This window comes from Mycobacterium sp. BK086, assembly GCA_004362315.1.
Classification (GTDB): Bacteria; Actinomycetota; Actinomycetes; order Mycobacteriales; family Mycobacteriaceae; genus Mycobacterium.
In genome coordinates, this window is sequence record SNWL01000007.1 from 393775 (window position 1) to 409606 (window position 15832).

Consider the following 15832-nt stretch of genomic DNA (forward strand, 5'->3'; position numbering starts at 1 on the left):
GCTACCCGCCGGGGCTGAACGTGTAGTCGCGTGGGCGGAATCGGCGGGTCAAGGCCCAGAACGCCCGAGCGCTGCGCGGCCACTGGGTGACCACCCGGCCGTTGGGTGCCCGGAAGTAGTTGCTGCATCGCGTGGTCCAGACCGTGCCCTCCATCCAGCGATCGACGTCGGCGAGGAACCGCGCCATGGCCTGCGGGCGCACCGCGACATAGCGTCCGCGCGTGCGGCGCAGATGCTCGAGTGCCCGCACGATGTAGTGCGCCTGGGCTTCGAGCACGAAGATCACGCTATTGGACCCGACGTTGGTGTTGGGCCCGTACAGCATGAAGAAGTTCGGAAAGCCGGGGACCGTCATTCCCAGATAGGCGAAGGCCCCGTCGCGCCAGGTGTCGTGCAGCGAGCGGTCGCCCTCGCCGATGACGTCGATCTGACCCAGGTAGTCGGTGGCGGCATAACCGGTGGCGCACAACACCACGTCCACATCCAGTTCGGAACCGTCCTCGGTCACCAGCGAGCGAGCCCGCAGCGAGCGGGCCGGGCTGGACACCACCTCGACGTGCGGTTGGGTCAGTGTCGAGAGGTAGTCGGCGGCGAACACCAGCCGCTTGCAGCCCAGCGGGTGATCCGGGGTGAGCTTGGCGCGCAGCTCAGGATCGGCGACGCATGCTTCGAGGTAGCGCAACGAGATGTCTTTGAACTCCTGGGTTTTGTCGCTGCCATTCTCGATCACCGAGATGTTGCGTTCGCTGCGCAGCCACAGTCGGGTCCGGTAGAACTTCTTGGCGAACGGGATGCGCTTGAACAGCAAGCGTTCCCGATCGGTGTACGGCCGGTCCGGCTTGGGCAGGATCCAGGTGGGGGAGCGCTGCACCGAGTACACCTTGTCGGCCACCTTGGCGACCTCGGGCAGCAGCTGCGATGCGGTGGAGCCGGTGCCCAGCACCGCGACCCGGGCCCCGGTGAGGTCGACGGAGTGGTCCCAGCGTGCGGTGTGCATCAGCGTCCCGGTGAACGGCTCCTGCTCGTGCAATTCGGGCAGCAGGGGTTTGGTGAACATGCCGACAGCGGAGACCACGATGTCGAAGGTGTGCTGCTGGCCGGTCGCGTCCGTCAGCGTCCAGGTGTTGGTGCCGGAATTCCACTGTGCTGTCGTGATTTCGGTGTTCAGCCGCAGGTGCGGGCGCAGACCGTGGCGATCGGTGGACCGTTCGAAGTACTCCAGCAGTTCCGGCTGGCCCGGCCACATCCGGCTCCACTCCGAGTTCAGGTCGAACGAGAAGGAGTACAGATGCGACTTCACATCGCAGGCCAGCCCGGGATAGGTGTTGATCCGCCAGGTGCCGCCGACCCCGTCCTCGCGGTCGAAAATCGTGAAGTCCCGAAAGCCGGCCTTGGCCAGGAAGATACCGAGAGCGAGCCCACCCGGGCCGGCGCCGATGATGCCGACCGACAGCGGGTTCAGCCGATCCGCAGGCATTGCCCACCATCGACGACGAGCTCGGAACCGGTGATGAACGACGCGTGCTCGGAAACCAGGAAGGCCACCGCGTCGGCGACTTCCATCGGCTGGCCGAGCCGTCCGCTGTAGGACCGCTCGATCAGCCGCTGCCGAGCCGTGTCGTCGAGCATCGGGGTGTCGATCGGGCCGGGGAACACGGCATTGACCCGGATGCCGTCGCTCGCCAATTCGGCCGCGGCGATCTGGGTCAGGCCGCGCAGCGCCCACTTCGACGAGCCGTAGGCCGCGTGGAACGGGAATGGCCGGATCGCCCCGGTGCTGCAGGTGTTGACGATCGCGGCTCCCTCTGCCTTGCGGAGGTGCTCCAGCGAGGTCCTGATACCCAGGAACGGTCCCAAAGTATTGAACCGCCAACTACTTTCGAAACCCTGTGCGGTCTCTTCGGACAGCGACGCCCGGTGTAGTACACCCGCATTGTTCACCAGCGTGCTCAACCCGCCGAAGCGCTCGACGACTTCGCTTACCGCGGCCGACCACAGCTCTTCGGAGGTGACGTCCAGCTCGATGGCCATCACACCGTCGTCATCCAGCGCCTCGACCGTCGTGCGCAATTCCTCGATGCGCAGGTCGGCGGCGGCGACCTTGAAGCCGTCGGCGCGCAACCGGGTCACCAGCGCCGCGCCCTGACCGCGTGCCGCGCCGGTCACCAGCGCTACTTTAGTCATTGCGGCCCTCGGCTTCGGCCAGATGCGCCATCGCACCGCGTCGCAGTGCACCCGACTCCGGGGCGAGAGTGATCAGCTGAAAGCCCAACGCGGCCAAATCCTTTCCTGTCACGCCGTCACCGGCGTGGATACCGGCGACAATGCCGGCCGTCGCGGCGGCCTGCTGAACGCGAACGATCGCGTCGCGAACGACCGGGTTACCGGTCGCCTTGACGATCCCGGCGCCCAGTGAAATCGCCAGATCCGCCGGGCCCACGTAGACGCCGGCAAGGCCTGGCACCGAACAGATCTCGTCGACCGCATCCAGCCCGGCCGCCGTCTCGATCATCGCGAACACGCTGACCCGGTCGGCCAGCGCGGCCGGGTCAGCGCCGAGGCTGGCGCGCAGCGGACCGAAACTGCGGATCCCGTCGGGGGTGAACCGGGTGGCGGCCACCGCCTCGGCGGCCTGCTCAGGACGGTCGACCATCGCCACGATGATCGCGTCGGCACCGGCGTCGAGCACCCGGCCGATCGGTGCCGACGCGGCGGACGGAACCCTTACCGCGGTGGCGATTGGAACGTGCTCGATGCGGCGCAGGATCTGCGCGACGTCGGCGTCGTCGAGATAGCCGTGCTGGATGTCGAACCCGACGTAGTCGTAACCGGCCCTGGCAAATTCGTCGGGCCCGGCGAACGTCGGGCCGGTGATCCAGCCACCCCACACCTGCGGCTTGTCTGCCAGCGCCTGCTGCAACCTGCTCGCGGTCATGAGGCCACGATAGAGATCTTGACCCGGCCCGGGGTCGGGCGGCACGCGAACTCGAAGGCCTCTTGCACGTCGGTGACCCCGAAAGTGTGCGTGACGTACATGCTCAGCAGATCGGGATGGGCGCGGGCGAACGCGTCGGCAGCGTCGAGGACCCGCCGGCGTTCCAGTGTCACACCGGATTTCAGCGTGAGGTTGTTACGCAGCATCATGCGCATGCTGATCGGGTAGCTGTCGTCGTCGGGCACACCGAAGTAGAAGACGGTGCCGCCGAACCCCGTTGCCTCAACCGCGTTGTTCAGCGTGGCCACCTGGTGGCCGACCGCTTCGATGACCACATCGGGTTTGTCATGCGGTGCGAGGTGCGCCACCCAGCGGTCGCTGGTGGCCCGCACCACGGTGTCGACCCCGAACTTCGCGCCGATGTCGTCGCGGTAGATCGGGTCGACGCCGGTGACGTGCTGTGCGCCAGCGGCTTTCGCCACGTAGGAGAACAACAGCCCGATCGATCCCTGGCCGATCACCGCCACTCGTTTGCCGGCCAACGGTGGAAGCTGTTCGACCGCATACAGAATGCAGGCCAGCGGTTGCAGTCCGACCGCGTGTGCGGGACTCAGCGCTGGGTCGTAGGGGGCCAGGCCGTTGCCATCGGAGATGACGTACTCCATGAGCCCGTCGAAGCCGGAGGCCCAGCCGACGACACGGTCACCCGCGCGGTGGTCGGGGTGCGCACTGGCCAGCACCTCGCCGACGATCTCGTGGACCGGGAAGCCCGCCATCTCCGCGGCGAGTGCTCCGGTGTCGCCCGGCAGCCGGCCCTGCACGCCCTTGAAGCCGGGGATGTCGCTGCCGCAGATTCCGGCGGCGAGGAACTTCAGCAGGACCTGTCCGTCACGCAGCTGGTCAGACGCGGGTTCGGGCACTGTGACCCGCTCGAACGTATACGGCGCGACGAGCCGATAACACCACACGAGCTAAGCCTCCGATACCGCGTGGGTCGTTGACAGTGGCACGTACGGAGCGTGACACTTGTGCGAGTTTTTGTAAAGTCTACGTATGGGTCGAGGCACGGTATGACGGTAACGAGTTCCCTGGCGCGCGCGCTGCTGGCCGAGGGCCTCAGTTTCGGCGAAGGGCCACGCTGGTACGAGGGTCTGCTGTGGGTGTCCGACATGCTCGGCGAGGCGGTGCGCACCGTCACTCTCGACGGCTCGATGACCACGCTGAATCTGCCCGGCCATGCGCCAGCGGGTCTGGGTTTCCGCCCCGATGGCACGCTGCTCATCGTGTCGACCGAACGCCAGGTCGTCCTGGCCTACGACGGCGACACGGTCACCGAGGTCGTCGACCTGTCCGAGATCGCTCCGGCCAACCTCGGCGACATGGTGATCGATGCGCACGGCCGGGCCTACATCGGCTCGCAGGCGCGTGAGGGCGGCATCATCGTTCGGCTCGACCTCGACGACTCGGTCACCGTGGTGGCTGAGGACCTCGACTTCCCCAACGGGATGGTGATCACGCCGGACGGCGGCACGCTCATCGTCGCCGAATCGACCGCGCGGCGACTGACCGCCTACGACATCGACGCCGGCGGTGCGCTGTCCGGGCGGCGGGTGTTCGCCGACGGACTCGACGGGCCGCCGGACGGCATCGCGCTGGACGCGGCTGGCGGGGTGTGGACGTCGATGACGCTGGCCCACCAGTTCGAGCGGATCGTGGACGGCGGCACGGTCACCGATCGCATCGACATCGGGGAGCGGGCGGCGATCGCGTGCATGCTCGGTGGACCGGAATTGCGCACCCTGTTCCTGGTCTCGAGCTCGGATGCCTACCCGCAGCGCCTCGTCGGCACCCGGCTCTCGTACGTGGAGACGGTCACGGTCGACGTGCCCGGCGCGGGCTTTCCGTCAATCGAAAGGTGAGCATGACCGACAGCTACTACGAACTCGTCGACCCGGACGATCCGCGTGGGGAGAAGTTCCGGGCCACCGACTTGGTTCGCAGCACCTGGACGTCGCACATCCAGCACGCGGGTCCGGTGTCGGCACTGTTGGCCCGTGCGCTGGAGCGCTGCGAGCAGCGAGCGGACACCCGGCTGAGCCGGGTGGTCGTCGACCTGCTGGGGCCGGTTCCGGCCGAAGGCGACCTGTGGATCACCTCCACGCTCGAAAGAAGCGGCAAGCAAATCGAATTGGTGTCCGCGACGATGCTCGGGCAAGGCCCGGACGGGCAACCTCGGCCGGTCGCCAGGGCCAGCGGCTGGCGGATGCTGACGCTGGACACCGAAGCGCTGCTGTCTGCGCCGGTGGAGCCATTGCGCCCCCGTGCGGACGGCGTGAACCGCAACCTGGCCGACAACTTCGACCGCAACTACGTGCACAGCCTGGAATGGCTGTGGCTGACCAAGCCGCTGGCGCCCGGGCCGGGGGAGTCGTGGCTGCGGCCGATGGTCGACCTGGTGCAGGGCGAGCAGATGACCCCGCTGGAGCGGCTGTTCGCCGTTGCCGATGATGCCAATGGGATCGGTTCCAAGATCGACATCACCAAGTACACGTTCCTGAACACCGATCTGGCGGTGCACGTGCATCGAATTCCCAAGGGGGACTGGATCGGTATTCGCGCCGAGACGATGTACGGGCCAGACGGCGTGGGAACGACCGTGGGCACCCTGTTCGACGACGACGGCGCGATCGGCGTCATCCAGCAGTCGGTGCTGGTACGCCCTAGGCCCTAGCCCGCCGAGACTGCACTTGTTCGCGCGCCTACTCGCGAAATGCGTACAACAACTGCAGTCTGGGCGGCGCCTAGTCGAACAGCACCGCGGGATTCAGATAGCCCGTCGGGTCGAAGGCGGCCTTGATCGTGCGCATCGCGGCGATGTCAGCGTCCGACCGCGCCATCCCGAGGTAGGCGCGCTTGCGACTGCCGACGCCGTGCTCCGAGCTGACGTTCCCACCATGGGCGGCAATGAGTTTCATCATCGCCGCATACAGGTGAGCCTCCTGCTCGGCGCCGCACCGCAACACGTTCAGATGCAGGTTGCCCTCGCCGATGTGGCCGAACAGCACCGGGATGGCATCGGGGGCGTGCTCGGCGACCAGCGCCGCGGAGTCGGTCGCGAATGCCGGGATCACCGACAACGGCAGTGAGACATCGAATTTCAAGGGCGGACCGAACAGGCCGACCACCTCGGCGGTCGACTCCCGTACCTGCCAGAGCCGCTGTTGGGCTCCCGCGTCGATGCCCACCGCGGGTTCGCCGGAGAGCTCGGCATCCTCCAGCGCGTCGGCCAGCCGCTCGGTCAGATCCGTCTCGCCGGCCAGCTCGATCAGCAGCAGCCAGTCGCCGCTCGTCGGCACCGGCACGTCGAAATGCTCGGCGGCCAGTGCCGCCGACCGTCCGTCGATGAGTTCCAGGGCGGCAATGGATTCGGTGTCGCGCAACTGTCTGCCGGTGGCCACCAGCGCCGCCAGATCGGTGAACCCGCACACCGCCGTCACCCGATGCGCGGGCACCGGATGCAGCCGCAGATCCAGGCCGGTGATCACCCCCAGCGTGCCTTCGGCGCCGACGAACAGCGAGGCCAGGTCATAGCCGGTGTTGTCGGCGCGCACCTGGCTGTGCCGGTGCACCACGGATCCGTCCGGCAATGCGACGTCCAGGCCGATCACCTGCTCGCCCATGTTGCCGTAGCGCACGGTGCGCAGTCCGCCGGCGTTGGTCGATGCCATCCCGCCGACAGTGGCCGAATCACGAGCGGCGAGATCGACTCCGAAGAACAGGCCGGCGGCGGCTGCCGCGCGTTGGACGGCAGCGGCGGTCACACCGGCCCCCACCCGGATCCGGCGTTCGACCACGTCGACGTCGCCGATCTCGGTCAGGCGTTCGGTGGACAGCAGGACATCGTCGTGTTCGGGCACCGTTCCGGCCACCAACGAGGTGCGCCCGCCCTGCACGGTCACCGACACCCCGGCATCGCGGCACTCCCGCAGGACCGCCGCAACCTCGTCGGCCGAACCGGGACGCACCAGCGCGCTCGCCTTCCCGCGGTATCGGCCGGTGTGGTCCACGCTGCGGCCGTCCAGTACGTCAGCGTCGGTGACGACATGCGCGGCACCCACGATGGCCTGGAGTCGTTCGGGCAGCGAGGAACTCATGGCGCACACATTGCCAGAAACGCCCCCAACTCCACCAACCCCGCGGGCGTGGACGGCAGGTAATCGGTCAGCATGGTCGAACGCACGATCACCGCCGCGTACTTCGCCCGGCTCACCGCGACGTTGAGCCGATTGCGGTTGAGCAGGAACGAGATTCCGCGCGGCACCTCGGCGATCGACGAGGCGACCAGTGAGACGAACACCACCGGGGCCTGGCGGCCCTGGAACTTGTCCACCGTGCCTGCCTGAACCTCATCCAGTCCGGCCGCATCCAGCAGACGGCGCAGTAGCACCACCTGGGCGTTGTACGGGGTCACGATCAGCACGTCGGCAGCGGTCAACGGCCGGGTGCCGCCCTCGTCGGTCCACGCCGAGCCGAGCATGCCGGTGATCGCGGCGACGATCGCGTCGGCCTCCTCGCGGCTGTCCGTCGAGTTGCCGTCGTGTTCGACCGCCAGCACGTGCACCCCTGGCTGGAATCCGGCGAGTTGGCGGGCGGCGGTGCGCTCCTCGACCGAATGCAGCCGATTGTCGTAAGAGAGCCGGGATACCGCCGCGCACACCGAAGGATGCATGCGATACGAACGGTCCAGGAAGTAGCCGAGATCGTCGGGCAGGGTGTGTGCTCCGTCGATCAGCCAGCCCAGCGCCGAGGCGTCCACCGGTTCGGGGTGGGTGCCCTGACTGACTTGCGGCAGCTGTTGCGGATCGCCGAGCAACAGCAGATTGGTGGCCGATTGTGCGACGGCGATGGTGTTGGCCAGGCAGAACTGGCCGGCTTCCTCGATCACCAGCAGGTCCAGGCTCGCCGGGGGCACCCGGGAGGCGTTCGCGAAATCCCATGCCGTACCGCCGATCACGCAGCCGTCGTTGTCGGCGATGAACGCGGAGTAGCTCTTGTCGTCGATATCGGTCCACGGGCCGGTGCCGTTGGGTTTCTTGGCCACCAGAGCCGGGTCCACCCCTGCGCCGATGATGTCCCGAAACAGGTTCTCCACCACGGCATGTGACTGCGCGACCACCCCGATCCGCCAGCAGTGCTCGTTCACCAGTGCGGCGATGACGCGCGCGGCGGTGTGGGTCTTGCCGGTGCCGGGCGGGCCGTGGACCGCGACGTACGACGAATCCAGGGTCAGCAGCGCGGCGGTGATGTCCGCGGCACTGTCACCCGTCCGAGGCAGCGGGCCTCCGGTACGCGGCGGGCGCCGCAGCAGGATGTCGACGACGGCGGACGAAGGCAGCTCGGGCAGTCCTGCGGCGATCTTGGTGGCCGCGGCCTCGATCGATTCGCGCAGAGCCTTCGTCGGGAACGGCGGGCCGGGCGTCAACGCGAACGGGACGGCGTCGAACACGCCGCCGCTCTTTGGTTCTCGCTCCATCACGAGCACCTCGGTGGGAGCGGCCGGGTCGTCACATTCAAGCACCGTCACCGAGGCGTATGCCCGTCGCTCGGGGTCCTCGGACAACCCGGCCGGGGTTGGCGGGTTGTACATCGCATACATGTCGCGGTCGAGATCGCCCGCGGCGATCGAGCCGGTCAGCAGCAGTCGGCGTTGCTGCTTGCGGGCCCGCGGCGGCACACACCAGTCGGTGTCCACCGTCACCGCGTCAGCCAGGAAAACCCCTGGCGTGTCCGACCATTCGTCGACCGGACTGTTGAGCCGGTCGAAGTGGCCCCACCAGAACGGCTTGTCCTCGCGGCGGTGATAGCCGCGCGCCGCGGCGACCATCGCAACCCCCCGCTGCTCGGAAGTCCGGGCGGTGACGTCATCCCCGGCGAAGCCACCCAACGTCCGGGACAGGTCGTCGTCCACGTCGAGCTGCCCGCCGTCGGGCACCGGTTGCATACCCAGCGGTGGCACGCCGGCCTCAAAGGCGCGGTGCAACAACCAGTCCCGCAGCTTGCGGGTGGACCGGCAGTCGTAGTGGTTGTAGTCCTCGATCTCCTTGAGCACGGCCGCGGCCTCGTCGTCGTTCCCGTCGGCGAGCAGCTCGCAGTAGCGGGCGTACATGGTGATCGAGTCGGTGGCGGTGGTGACGTCGCCCGCCCGGTGTTCGGCCTCCATGTACAGCGGTTCGAGCGATTTGAGGCTGTAGTTCTCGGTTCCGACCCGAATGCTCTTGCGCACAAAGGGATACAGATCGACCAGTACACCGTTGCGTAGCAGGTCGTCGACCTCGTTCTCGCCCTCGCCGTAGCGGCCGGCCAGCCGCAGCAGTGCCGTCTTCTCGTACGCCGCGTAGTGATAGATGTGCATCTTCGGATAGCGCTTGCGCCGCTTGCGGACCATGTCCAGAAAACTCTTGAGCGCCTTGCGTTCCTGGCGGCGGTCATGCGCCCACAGCGGCTTGAACTCCCCACCGGCTCCGAGTACCCCGAACATGTACTCCAGGCCCCAGTCGGTACCGTCGGCCGTCCATAGCGGGTCGCCCTCGAAATCGAAGAACAGATCACCCTTGTCGTGATCGGGCAGCAGCATCAGCGGCTGCGGGTCGACGACTTCGTACGGCGGTTTACCCTCCACCCGCGGCGAGATCTGCAGGCGCGCCTGCCCGCTCAGCGCCTTGACCGCACGGGCCGGCATATCGGGCACCGCACCATCGTGTGCGGCCAGTTCGGCCACCGTGGTGATGCCGGCCTCGATCAGCCGCGCCCGCTGGCTGACCCGCATGCCCGCCACCAACAGCAAGTCGTCGGTTTCGCGGACCCGCGCTTCACATTCCGGGCAGCGCATGCAGGCCCGCACCCGCTCGTCGGCCCAGTCGACGGCGAGTCCGGCGTCGAGGTGCCGGTCCAGCAACTCCTGCAATTCGGTGCGGCGGGATCGGTAGACCGGCAGCAGCTCGTCGACCCGGTAGGCGCGCGTTATTCCGTTGCCCAGCACCAGTTCCACCTCGTCGTGCACGGCAACCCCTGCGGCGGAGAGCGTTTCGGCGTAGGCGGCCAGCTGCAGCAGTGCCTCGACTTTTACCGAGCGGGCGAGTTTGGTGTCGCGCAGCCGATAGCGCTCGCCGTCGAGTAACAGGAAATCCGCGAAACCGGCGAAGCGGCCGTCGAACATCGCGGCCTGGTAGATGACGGGCGCGCGCTGCTCGACCGCGCGCCGGGTGGCGTGCGCGGCGGCGGTCAGTCCGGCGACGGAGTAGGCGGGCCTGCCGATGACGGTGACGTCGGCCGCCGACCGCAGCTCGTCGAGGTGACGTTCCTCGTGCTGATCGCCGAGCTCGGCGGTGCGGGCCAGCAGCTCGTCTTCGGCCGATACCGACGGGCCCCGGCCGAGCTTGGCATCGAACGCGCGCAGCAGCGCGTACTCGCAGCGTGCGGCCGCGGCGAGGTCGGATGCGCTGTAGATGACGCGGTCGTCGGCGACGAACACAGACCCACTGTAGGCGGGCGCACCGACTACTCAGCCGTTGCCGATCAGCTCCACACCGTTGCCGTTCCAGCGGAACTTCACCACGCTCTGCATGCCCAGGCCATTGGTGTAGGCCAGTGCGACCGTGTCGCCGGTGCTCTGGGTGGTGTCGACGCCATTGAAGCCGTAGGTGTCGGGAACCCCGGTCGGGATGTACTTGCCGAGGTGGAACATCACCGCGCGGGTGTTGGGCTTGTCGGCGTTGGTGTTGGCCTTGATGATCACCGCCGACAGCTGCGCGCATTCGTTGTAGTTGCCGGCCACCGGCACCGGATACCAGCCCTGGTTGCTGCTCGGGTCGCGGGGAAGTTCGGAGACGGTCTGCGCGATAGCCGGTGCGGCCAGGTTCACCGCGCACGGGTCGGGCGGAGGGGTGCTGCTCGGCGGGGGCGGTGGCGGCGGGGGAGCCTCGGTGGTGGTCACCGCGGTCGTCGTCGGTTGCGGGGTTTTGGCCACCGTCGAGTCGCCCGAGCTGCAGCCCGCGAGCGCTGCGGTCAGCGCGACTCCCGTCGCGCCCGCCGCTAGCCGATGCCACACACCGCCCGACGGTACCGGTCTTTGCGGACGGATCGGGGTTACGGCACGCTCCGGCAGTAGACTGCAGATCCGATGACATCCCCTGACGACGCCCCCCAGACCTTCGCCGACCTGCAGATCCACCCCGCGGTGCTGCAGGCCGTTGCCGACGTCGGCTACGAAACGCCGTCGGCGATTCAGGCGGCGACGATTCCTGCGCTGCTGGCCGGCTCCGACGTCGTTGGTCTGGCGCAGACCGGCACCGGTAAAACCGCGGCCTTCGCGATCCCGATTTTGTCCAAGATCGACCCGGAAAGCCGCAACACGCAGGCGCTGGTGCTCGCCCCGACCCGGGAGCTGGCCCTGCAGGTGGCCGAAGCGTTCAGCCGTTACGGTGCGCGCCTGAGGATCAACGTGCTGCCGATCTACGGCGGCTCGTCCTATGTGCCGCAGCTGGCCGGCCTCAAGCGCGGCGCGCAGGTCGTCGTCGGCACCCCCGGACGCGTCATCGACCATCTGGAGAAGGGCAGCCTGGACCTGTCGCACCTGGACTACCTGGTGCTCGACGAGGCCGACGAGATGCTGCAGATGGGCTTCGCCGAGGACGTCGAACGCATCCTCGCCGACACCCCCGAGTACAAGCAGGTGGCGCTGTTCTCGGCCACCATGCCCCCGGGCATCAAGAAGATCACCAACAAATACCTGCATGATCCGGTCGAGGTCACGGTCAAGTCCAAGACCCAGACCGCCGAGAACATCACCCAGCGCTATTTCCAGGTGTCGTATCCGCGCAAGATCGACGCGCTGACCCGACTGCTCGAGGTGGAGCAGGGCGACGGGATGATCGTGTTCGTCCGCACCAAGCAGGCCACCGAGGAGGTCGCCGAGAAGCTGCGGGCCCGTGGATTCGCCGCGGCGGCCATCAACGGCGATATCCCGCAGGCGGTTCGGGAGCGGACGATCTCGTCGCTGAAGGACGGGACGATCGACATCCTGGTGGCCACCGACGTCGCGGCCCGCGGCCTGGACGTCGAACGCATCTCGCACGTGGTGAATTTCGACATCCCGCACGACCCCGAGTCGTACGTGCACCGGATTGGGCGCACCGGCCGCGCGGGCCGTTCGGGCACGGCACTGCTGTTCGTCACCCCGCGCGAACGCCACCTGCTGAACTCGATCGAACGGGTCACCCGGCAGAAGCTCGTCGAAGGGCAGTTGCCGTCGGTCGAAGACGTGAATGCGCAGCGGGTGGAGAAGTTCCGCGACTCGATCACCGATGCGCTCAACGCACCCGGATTCGAGATGTTCCGCCGGCTGATCGAGGACTACGAGCGCGATAACGACGTGCCGTTGGCCGATATCGCCGCGGCGCTGGCGCTACAGAGCCGCAACGGCGAAGAGTTCCTGATGACCGAACCGCCGCCCGAGAAACGACGGGAAAAGCCCGATCGTGGCGACCGTCCGGAACGGGAACGCCCGCCGCGCAAGACCCGCGACGACCTGGCGACCTATCGCATCGCGGTCGGCAAGAAGCAGAAGGTGGGTCCCGGCTCGATCGTCGGCGCCCTGGCCAACGAAGGTGGGCTGCACCGCAGCGATTTCGGGCACATCACCATCAAGGAGAACTTCTCGCTGGTCGAGCTGCCCGCGAAGCTGTCCAAGGAGACGCTGAAAGCGCTTGAGAAGACCCGGATTTCCGGGGTGCTGATCGATCTCAAGCCCGACCGCGGCAACCCGCGATACGACACGCGTCCCGACGCGAGGCCCTCCGGCGGGAAGCCCCGGCGCACGAACCGATGATCGCGTCCAGCCAGGTCGACCAAGGCGGACTGGAAGCAGTCTCCGGGGCCGACCGGGTGGCCTCGCTGACCGGTATTCGTGCGGTGGCCGCCCTGCTGGTGTTGGGCACGCATGCGGCCTACACCACGGGCAAGTACACGCACGGCTTTGTGGGCCTGGTGTATTCGCGCCTCGAGATCGGGGTTCCGATCTTTTTCGTGCTGTCGGGATACCTGCTGTTCGGTCCGTGGGTGCGGGCCGCGGTGGCCGGGCGGACGGCCCCGTCGGTGCGCCGTTACGCCTGGCACCGGGTGCGGCGCATCATGCCGGCTTATGTCGTGACCGTGCTGGCCGCCTACCTGATCTATCACTTCCGCAGTGCCGGCCCGAATCCCGGACACACCTGGATCGGGTTGCTGCGCAATCTGACGTTGACCCAGATCTACACCAACAAGTACGCGTTTGACGGCTATCTGCACCAAGGCCTTACGCAGATGTGGAGCCTGGCGGTCGAGGTGGCCTTCTATGTCGCGCTGCCAGTGCTGGCATGGCTGCTGCTTGTGGTGTTGTGCCGCAGGCAGTGGCGGCCGCGGCTGCTGCTGACCGGGCTGGCGGTACTCATTCTGGTCAGTCCGGCGTGGATGGCGCTGGTACACACGACGGATTTCCTGCCCGAGGGTGCTCGGCTGTGGCTGCCCGGCTATCTGGCCTGGTTCGTCGGCGGCATGCTGCTGACGGTGTTGGGCGCCATGGGAGTTCGGGTGTACGGGTTCATCGCCGTGGGGCTGGCGCTGGTGAGCTTTCTTATCGTGTCGACACCGATCGCCGGTGAGCCCACCACATCACCGACGGGCATGACCGAGGCACTGGTGAAAACGGGGGCCTACGCCGCGATCGCGACGCTGCTGGTTGCACCGCTGGCCCTGGGCAACCGCGGCTGGTATGCACGGCTGCTGGCCACCCGGCCCATGGTGTGGCTGGGCGAGATCTCGTATGAGATCTTCCTGGTTCACCTCGTGGTGATGGAGATCGCGATGGTGGAGGTGCTGCGCTGGCCGGTCTACACCGGATCGGCGCCGGCGCTGTTCGTCGTCACGCTGGTGATGACGATCCCGGTGGCCTGGCTGTTGCACCGCTTCACCCGGGTGCGTTGAGACCGCACTGAGCGCGAGGTTTTCGCCGAAAGTTCGCCCTTATTGCGGTTTCAACGGGGAATCGGTTTCGCTGGGGCACACCATCGGAACGACGAACTCCTCGAGCATGGCGCGCTCGTCGCCCGCGTCGCGGCCGGGGAAGATCAGCAGTGAGGTCAGCACCCGCACCAGCCAGCGAGCACGGCGGTGGACGACGTCGGGATCGTCGGGCCGCAGTGACAGCAGGAAGCCCGATGTCAACGCCTGGATGACCTCGGATTGCTCGGCCATCTCCGCACCGATGGGGGAGTCGGCGGTGGCGAACCACGACGACAACGCCGGACTCTCCCGTACCAGCCGCATCGATGTGGTGAGCCCGGTCAGCAGGCGTTCCCGCGGATCGGGGATACCGTTGACCAGCTCGGTCATCTGCTCGTGCAGCCGGTATGCCTCGCGGTGCACATACGCCGTGTGCAGCACTTCGCGGTTCTCGAAGTAGCGGTACAGCGTGGCCCGGGAACACCCTGCGGCACGGGCGATGTCGTTCATTCCGATGCTGCCCACGTCGTGGCCGGCGAACAGTTCGCCTGCCGCGTCGAGGATACGGTCAGCGGCCACCTCGGCACGTCGCGAACCCAGCCAGTCCTTGCCCGCCATCTAGCCACGCACCCGGAACGGTACCGACAGCGGACGGCGTACATAACCGCCGCCTGCCCAGACGATGCCTGCCTCGTCGACCTCGAAATCGGGGCAGCGCGAGAGCAATTCGGTCAGGGCCACCCTGGCCTGCATCCGTGCGGCGGCCGCGCCGAGGCAGTGGTGGGCGCCGTGGCTGAACGTGAGGATGTTGCGCGGTCGGCGGGTGACGTCGAGTTCGGTTGCATCCGGGCCGTATTGGCGTTCGTCGACATTGGCCGAGCCGTACAGCAGCAGCACTTTGCGCCCGGCCGGGATGGTCTTGCCGTGCAGTTCGACATCACGGGTGGTGGTGCGGGCCAATCCCTGCACCGGGGACGTCAGCCGCAGGAACTCGTCGACCGCGTCTGCGATCAGCTCCGGCTGGTCGATGAGCAGCCGGCGTTGGTCGGGACGTGCGGCCAGCAGCGGCACCGACCCGCCGAGCATGCCGGTGGTGGTGTCGTTGCCGCCGGTGACCATCGTGAAGGTGAAGGCCAGCACCGACAGTGTGCCGGCGATGTCACCGTCCGCGCCGACGCCGGCGGCCACCAGGTGCGACACCGTGTCGTCCTCGGGCTCGACGCGGCGCCGCTCGATGAGTTCGGTGAAGTAGCCCATCATCCCGCCCAGGGCCTCGGTGAGACCTTCGAGGGCCCCGCCGATTCCTTCGGCGGAGGTGTTGGCCGCCACGATGGCTTCGGTCCAGCCGTCGAATTGGTCGCGGTCCTGTTCGGGCACGCCGAGGTAGTGGGCGACCACCATCGACGGCAGCGGCTTGAACAACTCGGTGACGATGTCACCGCCGCCGTTGGCGCGGAGCCGCTCGATGCGTTCGACGACGAACTCGCGCACCTTGGGCTCGACGGCCTCGACCTGGCGGGGGGTGAAACCGCGTGACACCAGCTTGCGAAACTCGGTGTGTACCGGCGGATCCTGCATCACCATCGGCGGGTTGTCTTGCAGCCCAATGAGTTCGAGCTCGTTGTAGTTTACGGTCAGGCCCTGGGCTGAGGAGAACGTCTCGTGGTCGCGGGCGGCGGTGAAGATGTCGGCGTGCCGGGAGAGCACCCAGTAGTCGTGCTCGGGGTTCTCCGGAACGACATTGTGTACGGGATCGTGGTCCCGAAGGGCCTGATACATCGGCCAGCGGTCGCCCCAGGTCTCGGCGGTGGCGAGTTCGAAACGGGCCTCCGCCTCGTGAGACACAACTGCGGTCATGTC

General features: G+C 67.5%; 13 protein-coding genes. 4 read left to right on the forward strand and 9 right to left on the reverse strand.

Annotated features, from left to right (window positions below):
* Nucleotide 1: 1 nt before the first annotated feature.
* Genes EV580_RS25655 through EV580_RS25670 form a run of 4 tightly spaced genes read right to left on the reverse strand, consistent with a single transcriptional unit; the run spans nucleotide 2 to nucleotide 3903 of the window.
* Nucleotides 2-1477, reverse strand: coding sequence for a flavin-containing monooxygenase (locus EV580_RS25655; RefSeq protein ID WP_133694766.1), 1476 nt, complete (start codon nucleotides 1475-1477; stop codon nucleotides 2-4).
* Nucleotides 1459-2184, reverse strand: coding sequence for an SDR family NAD(P)-dependent oxidoreductase (locus tag EV580_RS25660; protein ID WP_133694767.1), 726 nt, complete (start codon nucleotides 2182-2184; stop codon nucleotides 1459-1461). Before EV580_RS25660 ends, EV580_RS25655 begins: the two co-directional genes overlap by 19 nt.
* Nucleotides 2177-2935, reverse strand: a complete 759-nt coding sequence (locus EV580_RS25665; protein ID WP_133694769.1) for an HpcH/HpaI aldolase family protein — start codon at nucleotides 2933-2935, stop codon at nucleotides 2177-2179. Before EV580_RS25665 ends, EV580_RS25660 begins: the two co-directional genes overlap by 8 nt.
* Complete coding sequence (locus EV580_RS25670; RefSeq protein ID WP_133694771.1) at nucleotides 2932-3903, reverse strand: zinc-binding dehydrogenase; 972 nt, start codon at nucleotides 3901-3903, stop codon at nucleotides 2932-2934. Before EV580_RS25670 ends, EV580_RS25665 begins: the two co-directional genes overlap by 4 nt.
* A gap of 102 nt (nucleotides 3904-4005) precedes the next feature.
* Between EV580_RS25670 and EV580_RS25675 the strand changes: the two genes are divergently transcribed.
* Both EV580_RS25675 and EV580_RS25680 read left to right on the forward strand, forming a co-directional pair.
* Complete coding sequence (locus tag EV580_RS25675; protein WP_133694772.1) at nucleotides 4006-4854, forward strand: SMP-30/gluconolactonase/LRE family protein; 849 nt, start codon at nucleotides 4006-4008, stop codon at nucleotides 4852-4854.
* Nucleotides 4855-4856: 2 nt separating this feature from the next.
* On the forward strand, nucleotides 4857-5666 hold the full coding sequence (locus tag EV580_RS25680) for a thioesterase family protein (RefSeq protein ID WP_133694774.1): 810 nt from the start codon (nucleotides 4857-4859) through the stop codon (nucleotides 5664-5666).
* A 70-nt stretch (nucleotides 5667-5736) separates the two neighbouring features.
* On the opposite strand, the gene EV580_RS25685 is transcribed toward EV580_RS25680, so the two are convergent.
* The 3 genes from EV580_RS25685 to EV580_RS25695 are packed head-to-tail and all read right to left on the reverse strand — an operon-like array spanning nucleotide 5737 to nucleotide 11042.
* Nucleotides 5737-7089 (reverse strand): FAD-binding oxidoreductase, encoded by a 1353-nt coding sequence (locus EV580_RS25685; protein ID WP_133694776.1) that lies wholly within the window; start codon nucleotides 7087-7089, stop codon nucleotides 5737-5739.
* On the reverse strand, nucleotides 7086-10466 hold the full coding sequence (locus EV580_RS25690) for a TM0106 family RecB-like putative nuclease (protein WP_133694778.1): 3381 nt from the start codon (nucleotides 10464-10466) through the stop codon (nucleotides 7086-7088). Before EV580_RS25690 ends, EV580_RS25685 begins: the two co-directional genes overlap by 4 nt.
* 30 nt (nucleotides 10467-10496) lie before the next feature.
* Nucleotides 10497-11042, reverse strand: coding sequence for an LppP/LprE family lipoprotein (locus EV580_RS25695; RefSeq protein ID WP_183507997.1), 546 nt, complete (start codon nucleotides 11040-11042; stop codon nucleotides 10497-10499).
* A gap of 72 nt (nucleotides 11043-11114) precedes the next feature.
* Here EV580_RS25695 and EV580_RS25700 point away from each other — a divergent pair, with 72 nt between their 5' ends.
* Together EV580_RS25700 and EV580_RS25705 are read left to right on the forward strand one after the other, a co-directional pair.
* Complete coding sequence (locus EV580_RS25700; protein ID WP_133694780.1) at nucleotides 11115-12821, forward strand: DEAD/DEAH box helicase; 1707 nt, start codon at nucleotides 11115-11117, stop codon at nucleotides 12819-12821.
* Nucleotides 12818-13954, forward strand: a complete 1137-nt coding sequence (locus tag EV580_RS25705; RefSeq protein WP_133694781.1) for an acyltransferase family protein — start codon at nucleotides 12818-12820, stop codon at nucleotides 13952-13954. Before EV580_RS25700 ends, EV580_RS25705 begins: the two co-directional genes overlap by 4 nt.
* 39 nt (nucleotides 13955-13993) lie before the next feature.
* Here EV580_RS25705 and EV580_RS25710 read toward each other — a convergent pair whose 3' ends face one another.
* A complete protein-coding gene (locus tag EV580_RS25710; protein WP_133694783.1) occupies nucleotides 13994-14590 on the reverse strand; it encodes a TetR/AcrR family transcriptional regulator in 597 nt (198 codons plus the stop codon).
* Nucleotides 14591-15829 carry a cytochrome P450 gene (locus tag EV580_RS25715; protein WP_133694785.1) on the reverse strand — a complete coding sequence of 413 codons (1239 nt, stop codon included), beginning with the start codon at nucleotides 15827-15829 and terminating at the stop codon, nucleotides 14591-14593. It abuts the gene before it with no gap.
* Nucleotides 15830-15832 lie beyond the last annotated feature (3 nt).

Excerpts from the sequence above, each read along its gene's own strand:
- EV580_RS25655 (WP_133694766.1), bottom strand. The coding sequence starts at position 1,477 with ATGCCTGCGGATCGGCTGAACCCGCTGTCGGTCGGCATCATCGGCGCC.
- EV580_RS25660 (WP_133694767.1), bottom strand. The coding sequence starts at position 2,184 with ATGACTAAAGTAGCGCTGGTGACCGGCGCGGCACGCGGTCAGGGCGCG.
- EV580_RS25665 (WP_133694769.1), bottom strand. The coding sequence starts at position 2,935 with ATGACCGCGAGCAGGTTGCAGCAGGCGCTGGCAGACAAGCCGCAGGTG.
- EV580_RS25675 (WP_133694772.1), top strand. The coding sequence starts at position 4,006 with ATGACGGTAACGAGTTCCCTGGCGCGCGCGCTGCTGGCCGAGGGCCTC.
- EV580_RS25680 (WP_133694774.1), top strand. The coding sequence starts at position 4,857 with ATGACCGACAGCTACTACGAACTCGTCGACCCGGACGATCCGCGTGGG.
- EV580_RS25685 (WP_133694776.1), bottom strand. The coding sequence starts at position 7,089 with ATGAGTTCCTCGCTGCCCGAACGACTCCAGGCCATCGTGGGTGCCGCG.
- EV580_RS25700 (WP_133694780.1), top strand. The coding sequence starts at position 11,115 with ATGACATCCCCTGACGACGCCCCCCAGACCTTCGCCGACCTGCAGATC.
- EV580_RS25705 (WP_133694781.1), top strand. The coding sequence starts at position 12,818 with ATGATCGCGTCCAGCCAGGTCGACCAAGGCGGACTGGAAGCAGTCTCC.
- EV580_RS25710 (WP_133694783.1), bottom strand. The coding sequence starts at position 14,590 with ATGGCGGGCAAGGACTGGCTGGGTTCGCGACGTGCCGAGGTGGCCGCT.
- EV580_RS25715 (WP_133694785.1), bottom strand. The coding sequence starts at position 15,829 with ATGACCGCAGTTGTGTCTCACGAGGCGGAGGCCCGTTTCGAACTCGCC.